11 protein-coding genes, 2 tRNA genes and 2 riboswitches are annotated in these 10,729 nt (G+C 57.5%); of the genes, 3 read left to right on the top strand and 10 right to left on the bottom strand.

Annotated elements, in window-relative coordinates:
• Positions 1–283: 283 nt before the first annotated feature.
• On the bottom strand, positions 284–1,546 hold the full coding sequence (gene murA / locus QKE19_RS11020; RefSeq protein ID WP_272715714.1) for a UDP-N-acetylglucosamine 1-carboxyvinyltransferase: 1,263 nt from the start codon (positions 1,544–1,546) through the stop codon (positions 284–286).
• A gap of 47 nt (positions 1,547–1,593) precedes the next feature.
• Between murA and QKE19_RS11015 the strand changes: the two genes are divergently transcribed.
• Positions 1,594–2,193, top strand: a complete 600-nt coding sequence (locus QKE19_RS11015; RefSeq protein WP_049190259.1) for a cob(I)yrinic acid a,c-diamide adenosyltransferase — start codon at positions 1,594–1,596, stop codon at positions 2,191–2,193.
• Positions 2,194–2,264: 71 nt separating this feature from the next.
• On the opposite strand, the gene ramA is transcribed toward QKE19_RS11015, so the two are convergent.
• From ramA to QKE19_RS10990, 5 genes are all read right to left on the bottom strand, one after another.
• Entirely contained in the window at positions 2,265–3,101 is an 837-nt protein-coding gene (gene ramA / locus QKE19_RS11010) for an acetate metabolism transcriptional regulator RamA (protein WP_005511953.1), read from the bottom strand.
• 475 nt (positions 3,102–3,576) lie between these two features.
• A riboswitch (cobalamin riboswitch) is annotated at positions 3,577–3,834 on the top strand.
• 194 nt (positions 3,835–4,028) lie between these two features.
• Entirely contained in the window at positions 4,029–4,853 is an 825-nt protein-coding gene (locus QKE19_RS11005) for an ABC transporter ATP-binding protein (protein ID WP_049190261.1), read from the bottom strand.
• Positions 4,854–4,855: 2 nt separating this feature from the next.
• Entirely contained in the window at positions 4,856–5,593 is a 738-nt protein-coding gene (gene cbiQ, locus QKE19_RS11000) for a cobalt ECF transporter T component CbiQ (RefSeq protein ID WP_070549912.1), read from the bottom strand.
• Positions 5,590–5,967, bottom strand: coding sequence for an energy-coupling factor ABC transporter substrate-binding protein (locus tag QKE19_RS10995; protein WP_049173058.1), 378 nt, complete (start codon positions 5,965–5,967; stop codon positions 5,590–5,592). The genes cbiQ and QKE19_RS10995 overlap by 4 nt, the downstream gene beginning before the upstream one ends.
• Positions 5,968–6,005: 38 nt before the next feature.
• On the bottom strand, positions 6,006–6,788 hold the full coding sequence (locus QKE19_RS10990) for an energy-coupling factor ABC transporter permease (RefSeq protein ID WP_049190264.1): 783 nt from the start codon (positions 6,786–6,788) through the stop codon (positions 6,006–6,008).
• Between the two features lie 66 nt (positions 6,789–6,854).
• A riboswitch (cobalamin riboswitch) is annotated at positions 6,855–7,124 on the bottom strand.
• 303 nt (positions 7,125–7,427) lie between these two features.
• On the opposite strand from QKE19_RS10990, the gene cysK reads away from it, so the two are divergent.
• Both cysK and epsC read left to right on the top strand, forming a co-directional pair.
• The gene (cysK, locus tag QKE19_RS10985; RefSeq protein ID WP_070601725.1) at positions 7,428–8,360 is read left to right on the top strand and encodes a cysteine synthase A; all 933 of its coding nucleotides are present in this window, start codon (positions 7,428–7,430) and stop codon (positions 8,358–8,360) included.
• Between the two features lie 115 nt (positions 8,361–8,475).
• A complete protein-coding gene (epsC, locus tag QKE19_RS10980) occupies positions 8,476–9,069 on the top strand; it encodes a serine O-acetyltransferase EpsC (protein ID WP_005511963.1) in 594 nt (197 codons plus the stop codon).
• A gap of 70 nt (positions 9,070–9,139) precedes the next feature.
• Here the strand turns inward: epsC and QKE19_RS10975 are convergent, their stop codons facing one another.
• The 4 genes from QKE19_RS10975 to QKE19_RS10960 all read right to left on the bottom strand — a co-directional run bounded on the left by QKE19_RS10975 (position 9,140) and on the right by QKE19_RS10960 (position 10,310).
• Complete coding sequence (locus QKE19_RS10975; protein WP_048733762.1) at positions 9,140–9,421, bottom strand: GNAT family N-acetyltransferase; 282 nt, start codon at positions 9,419–9,421, stop codon at positions 9,140–9,142.
• 107 nt (positions 9,422–9,528) lie between these two features.
• Positions 9,529–9,984 carry a hypothetical protein gene (locus QKE19_RS10970; protein ID WP_048733759.1) on the bottom strand — a complete coding sequence of 152 codons (456 nt, stop codon included), beginning with the start codon at positions 9,982–9,984 and terminating at the stop codon, positions 9,529–9,531.
• A 157-nt stretch (positions 9,985–10,141) separates the two neighbouring features.
• A tRNA-Phe gene (locus QKE19_RS10965) sits at positions 10,142–10,214 on the bottom strand.
• Between the two features lie 19 nt (positions 10,215–10,233).
• Positions 10,234–10,310, bottom strand: a tRNA-Asp gene (locus QKE19_RS10960).
• Between the last annotated feature and the right edge of the window lie 419 nt (positions 10,311–10,729).

Genomic DNA, 10,729 nt, shown 5'->3' with positions numbered 1-10,729 from the left:
AACGACTCCCAGCGGCTAACCGCACGAAAACATTTCCCCCTCATCAGCCAACCAAACACATAAACTGCCTGGCCACGCTGACCTCCAGATACATTACACACACCCCACCAAAGACACAAAACCCCAGGTAAAATAGCGAAAACCACCACAAGCCACCACTGGAGAATCACTCCCTACGGTTCTGAAGCATCCAGAACCGAAGACTTGCGATGGTTTTCCGCACCGCGCGTTTAACTAGCACCGTGCGCTTAGCCGTTAGCCATTGACCAGAGGCCAACAATCACTAGCTAACCCGTTCAACCGATGCGCCAAGAGAATTGAGTGTCTCTACGAAGCCCGGGTAACCACGGTCGATGTGATAGACATCGTGCACCTCAGTGACGTCACCTTCTTCAGTACACAGCCCAGCAAGCACTAGTCCCGCTCCGGCGCGAATGTCCGAAGACCACACAGGTGCGGAACTCAGCGTTTCCTTTCCGCGAATCATCACGTGGTGGCCATCGATAGTCGCGTCCGTGCCGAGGCGAATCATCTCGTCGACAAACCGGAAGCGCGACTCAAAAACGTTCTCGGTAAGCACTGACGTCCCTTCAGACACCGCGGACAGAGCAATGGCCATGGGCTGCATGTCCGTCGGAAAGCCTGGGTATGGCAGCGTTTGATAGTTCACACCCTGCGGACGCCCGTCCATACGCACGCGGAAGCCCTGCGGGTAGGTCTCGACCTGAGCGCCTGCGTTCTTCAGTTTTTCCAGAGGAAGGTGCAGGTATTTAGGGTTAATGCCAACGACCGTAATATCACCGCCGGTCATCGCTGCAGCATAAGCCCAGGTCCCTGCGATAATTCGGTCGCCGACAACCTTGTGCTCAGTCGGGTGCAGCTTCTCTACGCCCTCAACCGTGATGGTGTTAGATCCCGCACCCGAAATCTTGGCGCCCATCTCCACGAGCATCTCGCACAGGTCGACAATTTCGGGCTCACGGGCGGCGTTATCCAGCACAGTCGTACCTTCCGCTAGTACGGCCGCGGTCAGAATATTCTCGGTCGCGCCGACGGACGGGAAGTCCAGCTTGATGTTCGCCCCCTTGAGTCGCCCCGCCTCAGCCACCACGCAACCGTGGTGAATATAGGTGCGCGCGCCCAATTTCTCCAGGCCAGCCTGATGCATGTCCAGCGGGCGGGAACCAATAGCGTCACCACCGGGCAGTGCGACAATCGCGTTACGGGTACGCGCCGTCAGCGGCCCGAGCACACAGACCGAAGCGCGGAACTGGCGCACGGCATCGAAGTCGGCGTGATGCGAGAGTTCTTCGGGCACCGTGATCTCAATCCGGTCGCCATCGCGCGTAACGGAGCAGCCGAGCCCTTCGAGGACCTTTTGCATCAATGGCACGTCGTCAATTTCAGGGCAGTTCGTCAGTACTGTCGTGCCCTCGGCGAGAAGCGCCGCACCCATCAGTTTCAGAACCGAGTTCTTCGCCCCGGAAATCTGAACCTGACCATTTAGCGTCGCTCCGCCTTTAACCAGAAATCGCTCATTTCCCACTCCCCCAGCCAACCACATTTCGCAATATCGCGCTTAGGCTTGAAGCTATGAGCGTTCATCTAACTCGCATTTACACTCGCACCGGCGACGACGGCACCACTGGATTATCCGATTTCAGCCGCGTTCCCAAGGATGATTCTCGCCTTATCGCCTACGCCACGTGCGAGGAGGCCAACGCCGCACTCGGTCAGGCGCTCAGTTTCGGCACGCTTGACGACGAGGTCTCGGCTGTCATCCGCTACGTGCAGAATGACCTCTTTGATGCCGGAGCCGACCTGGCAACACCTGTTGAAGAAAACCCGAAGTACCCGCCGTTGCGTATCGAGCCGGATTACATCGAGCGACTCGAGCACTGGTGCGACCAGTTCAATGAACAACTGCCGAAACTGGATTCCTTCATCCTCCCGGGAGGCACACCAGCCGCAGCACTGCTACACACAGCTCGGGTGATTACTCGCCGAGCTGAGCGTGCAGCATGGGCTGCCTGCCGCGAATTTCCCGAAACCACCTCAGTCCTACCGGCGAAGTATCTCAATCGCCTGTCTGACCTGCTGTTTATTCTTTCGAGAGTGGCCAATGACGGAAACGACGTTAAGTGGATCCCCGGTGGTGAGCGCGAAGCCCAGCGGCAAGCAGGGGGTAAGTAGCGGGTCAGGTAGCAGAACTGACTACCCCAATACCCGCGGGTTTGGACGCAAAGGAACCGTCGTCAAGCGGTTTACGGCAGTGCGCCGATGCGACGAGCCGCGTTGACGGCCTCGTAGCGAGTGTGGGCGCCCAGCTTGCGCATCACGGAGCGGAGGTAGGACTTAACCGTCTCGGCACCGATGCCCATTTCCTCTGCGGCCTCGACGTTGGTGTGACCGAGGGCGACACAGGCGAGAACATCGAGCTCACGAGCCGACAGCTTGGTGGTCTGCTTGACGCGAACCGGGGTGACCATCTGATCGCAGAGCACCTCGAGCTCCTGGCGCAGCTTCTCGTCATCCACACGGTTAGCGAGCATGCGCAGCTTGGAGTGCGTGGAACGAACCTGCTCCCACTCAGCGCCATTCATGATGCGGCCGCCCTTACCGTTGCCAGAGCGATCCATGTTGCGGCAGGCATCGACGACAGCGAGGTCCTGCTCCAGGCAACGGGCGGTCATTGTGACCTCTTCAAGAACCTTGTCCCCCAGGCGCACCGAGGAGTGCACGCCACCGTAGAGCACGCCACGGACAAGACGCGAAACGATCACCGGCACGGCGACCAGCGAGTGCAGGCCTTCGTCACGAATCTTGTCGTCATACTCATGGGTAATAACCTTGGCGCGCAGGTAGTCACTGACACCCACCGGGCGACGCGTGGCCAACACGCGACCACCGACACCCGCACCCGATTCCACAGTCAGATTCTGCAGGGCCGGAGTACGCAGGCCAACCCAGTTGTTGATCTGCATCTTAGAGTTATCGGTGACTTCCGCATACATTGTGACCGGAATACCAGTCGCATTCTTTAGGGCGACCAAGGACGACTTAATAACCTCATTGTCGTCCAGAATGCGGTGGGGATCCATCTCGCGTCCTCCTGCGTAACGGGCAAATTGCTTCACTGGCACCCACAGAGGCACCATCAGCCTGTGACTTCGCGCCGACTTACACTCCTACGAAATGGCCAACTACCGCTCAGCGGCCACTGACCCTTTCGGGGGCTGTAAACCGTACAAAGTAGATAGTACCCTCCGAACGGGTACACCTGCATTAAGGCATCCGTCACACAATCTTAGGAAACAACTAGGTTTCTCTACAAGTACGTAAAGAAAATACCAGGATAAATCCTGTCATTAGCCCCGCCTCGGCCGAATAAATACAAGGCAGGGGGTAGCTATTTTTCCGCTAACAAACTGCGTGAATGTTAATAACAGAGGGTAATGAACGGCGTTTTACCCCCAATGCGGACATTTTCGAAAAAGACCTTCGCTTATTTTGCATCGTGCGCTATTGTCATACATGCAACAGGTTTTGTTGAGTTCCACTTTCAATGCTACGTCCTCCACGTGGTTGTCCGAAGGTGGTGCACAGCAAACGCAAGAGGGAATCCGGTGCAATTCCGGAACTGTCCCGCAGCGGTAATCTGGAACAAAATTCGCCAACGGCACTGAGGTTATTTCAACCTTGGGAAGCGGCGAAAAGTAGGAAAATTGATAATAAGGATCTGCACGTAAGCATTGAAGCTTGCGGCAGTCGTCATCCCCTTATTGTCGGTCACGCCAGAAAGTCCGAATACCTGCCTGATGCGCCGAGGGCACTGCAAAGTGTCACGGCCACGGAGATCGCCCGCGGACAGGTGTGACGTGAAATGGAAGCGAAGAAATGCGACAGCTTCGCCTATATTTCTAGGCCTATTTTCATAGGCATTACGCCCTGCCCGCGGGCGTTTTTCTCATTTTTAGCGCGGTTTAGCTGCACATATCGATGAGCTATTCACCAACCAAGCCACTCGCCTAAACATCCTCTGGATGGCACACATCTCGCCCAATCGCCTTGGAGACCACGGGCGCCCAGGGCAAAGCCAGTCGAGCATGTTCGACCAACCGTCGATCGGCCAAAATTTCTTCCTTGGCGCCGACGCGCAGTTTGCCGTCGGCAAGCACCGCTGCCCTATCGGCGAAATTCCACGCGAAGTCGATGTCGTGCGTGGCGACGACGACGGCAGTGCTCTGATCGCGCAATTGATTGAGCGTGTGTGCAAGCTTTCGGGTCGCCTGCGGATCGAGGCCGGCGGAGGGCTCGTCGAGAAGCAGCACACGCGGATGCATCGCCAGCGCACCAGCGAGAGCGACGCGCTTGCGCTGACCATAGGAAAGCTGGTGCGGAACGCGTTCGGCGAGATCGGTGATCTCGGCGGTACCTAGAGCCTGCCGGACGCGCCGTTCGACTTCCTCGTTCTTAAGCCCCAGGTTGACGGGACCGAACGAGACGTCTGCAAACACGCTAGCCGCGAAGATTTGCTCATCCGGATCCTGCGTGACCATCTGCACTGAGCGACGGACCGCATTGCGGCCGTGCCGGGAGTACGTGTAGACGGTGCCGTCAAGGCGGACCTCACCACTATTGGGCTTAGACGCTCCCGCGAGCATACGCAACAGCGTGGACTTGCCCGAACCGTTTGCCCCCAACAGCGCTAGGCGCTCGCCACCCGAAATTGCCAGATCCACGCCTTTCAGAACGTGGGTTTCGTCGTAAGCGTATGTAACTGCAGCCGCTTCGACAATGACACCGTTGGCACCATGTACGTGATCAGCGCGATTTTTCCTGCTGCTCGACATCCCTATACACCCCATTTCAGCAGCGCCCAGGCCGCAATCAACGACAAAAGTAATGCACTGGATATCACGATGAACTTCGGCTGCCTGGGCCGCGAAATCACCAGTACTTTCATTGCGCTCGGATCGGCGCGCAGCTCGATTCCCTCTTGCATCTTGCGCGCGCGGGTAAAGGCAATGACAAAGAGGCTGGCGGACTGTGCCGCTACATCTCGGATCATCGCCCGGCGCGTGGAGTGTCCCAAGCGTCGTGCTTGCGCTTCCGTCATCGAGTGTGCGGAGTGAATCAGCACGCCGGTCATCCGGTAAATCACCTCGGCGAGGTACGTCAAGTATCGCGGCAAGCCGTGCTTGTCGAGCCAGGCAATGAGCTCCGAAATCGGAGTGGTCAGCGCAAAGACCATCGTGCAGCTGATACCCGCAAACGAACGCATCACAACCTGCGCCATTCGCTGCGGGCCATCCGGCGACCACGCGAGACCGTCGGGAGTAAGCGCTACCAAAAGCGGAAACGCGCCGACGAGCACAAAAGCCGCCGGTGCCAGCACCATTGCCACATACAGCTTGCGGGGCACTCGGGCTATGTACGCAATAGACCAAGCAATGACCGCAATGACAGGCGCAAAGGGAATTGGCGGTAGCGCAACCGCCAGAATCAGCAGCCCACCGAGCAGCAGAATCTTTTCACCCACGTTGCGGCGTGCCCAAGCGCTGCGCGCCGCTGCAGCTTCTAGCGCATTCACTGCTCTTTCTCGCGCTTGTCCGAACGCGCAGCAGCCTTCCCTCGGTAGAAGCCAATAACGTAGAACAGGACGCCAGCACCGATAACGGCCTGGAGCGCGAACAGACCCGACTCGACCTCACCCGGCAGCTCGCCGACGAGTGGCTCGAACCACGGCTCGTAGTTCGGGTCGATTTCCTGAATTGTCTCCGTAGCGGTGGCATCAGTGCCGGCGAACGGCTCCTCGGCGTCGTCGTCCCCGTAGTTGAAGAACAGCGGGAACATGGCAATTACGACTACCAGGACAATGAGACCAACGCTGACCCACACGGAGTTCTTCTTCGGCTGGCTAGCTGCCTGTGCGTCGACAATCTGCGCGTTGTTTTTTGCATTCATAATCGTGCTCTCTTTCGCTTCTTTTCGCTTGACGACGGCTACTGCTTCTGGCCAGATACGGATGCAGCTGCCGCATTCTGCGAAGTGACAGATCCTGCAACAGCGTCAGCCGTGGCTTCTGCAGCTTTCGCCTCCAGCGCCGGTGCTGGCGCATCACCGAAGCGGGACAGGAAGCCGAGATCGAGGAGCTCAGAATGTGCCACGGCCAGCAGGGTGCGCATGAGAATGACGGTGACCAGAGCCTCGATGATCGCCAGCGGAATCTGCGTGATAGCGAACAGGCCGAGGAATGTAGCCAGAGCGCCGCCGACACCGCCCGGGTTTGCCGGGTGTGCAAGAGCGAGCTGCACGGAGGTCACAACATAGGTGGAGAGGTCAGCGAAGAACGCTGCCATAAACACACCTGGTAGCAGGCCTCCGCCGAGCTTTCGGGTCAATACGTAGAAGGCGTAGCCGACCCACGGGCCGACGATTGCCATGGAGAAGATGTTCGCACCGAGCGTCGTAATGCCGCCGTGAGCGAGCAAGATTGCTTGGAAGAGCAACACGATGGAGCCAAGCAGCGCCATCACCGGAGGTTTGAAGATTACAGCACCAAAACCTGTACCCGTCGGGTGCGAAGTGGAACCCGTCACGGATGGAATCTTGATTGCGGAGAGCACGAAGGTAAACGCGCCGGCAGCACCGAGCAGCATGCCGCTACCGGGATGTTCTTTCATAGTGCGCTTGACTTGAATTGCGCCGTGAATGACAAAGGGAGCGGCAGCTACGCCCCACCCAATGCAATGAGTAACTGGGAGAAATCCCTCAGCAATATGCATGATGTAAATCATCTTTCTACGGCGCTATTCACCTCGACAGCACCGCTCGACCGCCAATCCGCGGACGCGAATTGGATGATTTACAGTCGGTCTCCTGGCTGATGGGCTGAGGAAAGCTTCACACTTCTATTAATGCTTCGCCTCCTTCCCCAAAGGTTTGAGTCCCCCTGAGTGGCTTCGACGAAGCACCGCAATCGCTGAGTCCATTGTCTGCGTTTTCCGGTTATCGCATATAACCGCTGTGCAGATAAGGGCCGCAATCGCGCCCAATCACAGTGGCGAGGGCCGCTGCCTATTTACAAGGCATTCCCGTGCACTGTAAATCACGTCTCAGAATAGTGGATTCTAAGAAACTTTAATGCTCTTTACCCTCACAATGGAGGTAAGGACGAGCAAGGCAATGAGATAGCGTTAACGCGGCAAGAGCAGGAGCATTGCGACAATAGCGGTGCGACTGCGACGACGCCGGCCGCGGCGACTATGACGGTGGCGACACCGGAACTGACAGCTTCCACTTCCCTACGCAAGCCATGAAATAGACGAACTGGTCTGTACTAATTGCAGGATCAGGCGTACACTACGGCTACACGCGAAAACTCATTAGGAAGTCCTCTGTGATTTCCGGAATGGATAAGATTAATGACTATTTATAACGATGTCACTGAACTGATCGGCAACACCCCGCTGGTTAAGCTCAACCGTGTTACTGAGGGCCTGCCGGGCAACGTGATTGCCAAGCTGGAGTTTTACAACCCTGCCAACTCGGTCAAGGACCGCATCGGCAACGCAATTATCGATGCCGCCGAGCGCTCTGGCGAGCTCAAGCCGGGCGGAACCATCGTCGAGGGCACCTCAGGCAACACCGGTATCGCGCTGGCAATGGTCGGCGCAGCCCGCGGTTACAAAGTCATTCTCACTATGCCGGACACCATGAGCCAGGAGCGCCGCGTCGTTCTGCGCGCATTCGGCGCTGAGCTTGTACTCACCCCGGGCGCGGATGGCATGCGCGGTGCTGTCGATAAGGCCAACGAAATCGTGGCTAACACCGACAATGCAATCCTGGCTTCCCAGTTCGCCAACCCGGCCAACCCGGCTATCCACGAGGCAACCACTGGTGAAGAAATCTGGGAAGCTACCGACGGCAAGGTTGATTACTTCGTGGCTGGTGTCGGCACCGGCGGCACCATTACCGGTGCTGGTCGCACGCTGAAGAAGCACAACTCGGACATCCAACTGGTTGCCGTTGAGCCGAAGGCCTCCCCGCTGCTGACCGAGGGCACCGCCGGCCCGCACAAGATTCAGGGTCTGGGCGCAAACTTCGTCCCAGAGGTTCTCGATCAGGAGCTTCTCGACGAGATCATTGCGGTTACCAACGAGGACGCTATTGAGGTCTCCCGCAAGGTCGCTGCAGCCGAGGGCATCCTCGGCGGCATTTCCGCCGGTGCAAACATCAAGGCTGCTCTCGAGATTGCAGCCCGCCCGGAGTCCGAGGGCAAGAACATCGTCGTGATTGTTCCTGACTTCGGCGAGCGCTACGTCTCCTCCATCCTGTACGAGGATCTGCGCGACTAAAGCCGAGCACTATAAGCACCCGTAACCTTCTCTGCAGAGCCCGCTAGCTGGCACTTTCCGTCGGCAAGCGGGTTTTTGCATTGCCCACACCTCCGACCAGATAGAATTGACGCCCATGAGTGACTTTTTCCGAATCCTCAAAGAGGATCTGGACAATGCCCGCGCGCATGACCCAGCTGCGCGCAGTGATGTAGAAAATGCCATTGTCTACTCCGGCCTACACGCAATCTGGATTCACCGATTCTCGCACCGCCTTTGGAAACGAGGCGGGATTTTCAAGGGCATTGCACGAGTACTCGCACAGTTTTCCCGTTGGCTGACTGGTATTGAGATTCACCCGGGCGCTCAAATTGGCCGAAGGTTCTTCATCGACCACGGTATGGGCATCGTCATTGGCGAAACCGCAGAAATCGGTGACGGCTGCATGCTCTACCACGGCGTGACGCTTGGCGGCCGCTCACTGGAGAAGGTAAAACGCCACCCCACCCTGGAGGACAACGTCACCGTCGGAGCAGGTGCGAAAGTCCTTGGCCCCATCACAATTGGTGCAGGCTCATCAATCGGCGCCAACTCCGTGGTCACCCACAGCTGCCCACCCGATTCCATCGTGATAGGAATTCCGGGCCGCGTACGCCCTGCCAAGCCCGAAGAGCACAAGCCGTTGTGCGATCCGGCGGTGTACGTCCAGGGTGACGGAGACTTCATCTAGCCCCGCCCTAAAACTAGCTCTACATACAAAAGCCGGCCGGCTTCTTTGTGCGTTCTTCGCCCTTCAGCGACTAGCCAGCCAGTAGATCCTGGTATTCCGGGTTTTTCTCCACGAAGTTGGCAACAGCGGAGCAGCTGGTGCGAATCTTTCGGTTGTTCTTCCGAACATCATCCAGCGCGCCTGCGATAAGCGGCTTGGACAGGCCTTGTCCACGGAATTTGCCATCTACAACCGTGTGGTCAAAGTCCAGGGCACCTTCCACCGGGGTGTAAGCGGCAAAGCCGGCCTCTTCTCCCTCTACGGTGAGAACGTAGCGCTGACCGGCCTCATCATGCGAAATAGTGTGTGCCATTTTCGGAATCACTTCCCTCTCATGGTTGTGAAGCGTCGTCATTGCAAACGACTCTTAGGATGTAACCCAGATAACAGCTCTCGCTTCGGATTAATTCCGAATTCTGGTTAATTCTGCACTAGCGGGGGTTCGCCCGGGTGCTCGTCGGCACGCCCGACAGCGACACGGCACGGGACATCGCCCTTCGCGACCTTAGTCGCAGCCTCCCCCTCTGCCCACCCTGGGCTGACGGCCTCAGCGAGCGGGCCTGCCAGGTCCGCCATTTCGCAGTGAGACAGCCCCGGAGCCACCACACTGATGCGGTAACGCTTCCGATCCCCCGGATCCATGCCCGGGTTGGCCTCCGCCCACAAATCAGCGAGAGAGGAAGTGCGCCCCACATCGGGCATGACATCCTCGTAGACGTTGACTTCCTGATCCGGAATCAGTTCCGCGAGCACCCCACGAACCTTCTCAGCAGCCGATTGACTGCCCTCAGCATCCGTGTAGACGAAGATGCGCACGACCCACGGCAGCGTCTTATCGTCGGACAGCGTTCCTGCTGAGGCGAATTCCTTACTCATGCACAACATCCTATCCGCTAGGGTGTGTACGCGGTTTAATTTCCCCCACTTTAAGGTTTTCGCACGGCTCGATGCACTGTGCTTTACGACGATCCCCGCGACAAACACCTGGTAAAACAAAGAATCCCCAGCCCGTTTTCGGACTGGGGATTAATTGTGGCCAGAAGCGGGATCGAACCGCTGACCTTCCACTTTTCAGGCGGACGCTCTACCGACTGAGCTATCTGGCCAGACTTGAAATTAATCAAGTGGCGACCCTGACGGGACTTGAACCCGCGACCTCCGCCGTGACAGGGCGGCGCGCTAACCAACTGCGCCACAGGGCCTTAAATGCCGTGCTCAACTTTCTGGATTACCAGCGCTGTGCACGAGTTGTTACTCTACAGAACAGCGCTGAACATAAGCAAATCGCCAGTTCATGGCAGATATTTTAAGTTGAAAACTGACATCCAGCCCCGGGTCTCGGGGCAACCTAGACTGTGGCAAAAGCTCTCCCCACCAAACCCGGGTAAAGCCCCCCCCCTCTCCCCCAGTGTCACTGATGCGAGTTACTGACTACGTTTATGGCTGGCGGCGTTGGGGCGATGCGAGTTACTGACTACGTTTATGACAAAAATGGCTCGAAAAATGGCCTGAAAGTGTCATAAACTCATACAGTTTCACATTTGCAGCCCGTAGTTTTTGGCTTCTCACCAGTCACCATCTTGAGAGTCAGACACACTTTTTGTCCATTACCCACGCCGAC

It is taken from the genome of Corynebacterium sp. c8Ua_99, assembly GCF_039907185.1.
In the GTDB taxonomy this organism is placed as follows: Bacteria; Actinomycetota; Actinomycetes; order Mycobacteriales; family Mycobacteriaceae; genus Corynebacterium; species Corynebacterium jeikeium_D.
Note: the sequence above shows the minus strand (reverse complement) of the source record. Positions and strands in the feature narration are given on the sequence as shown.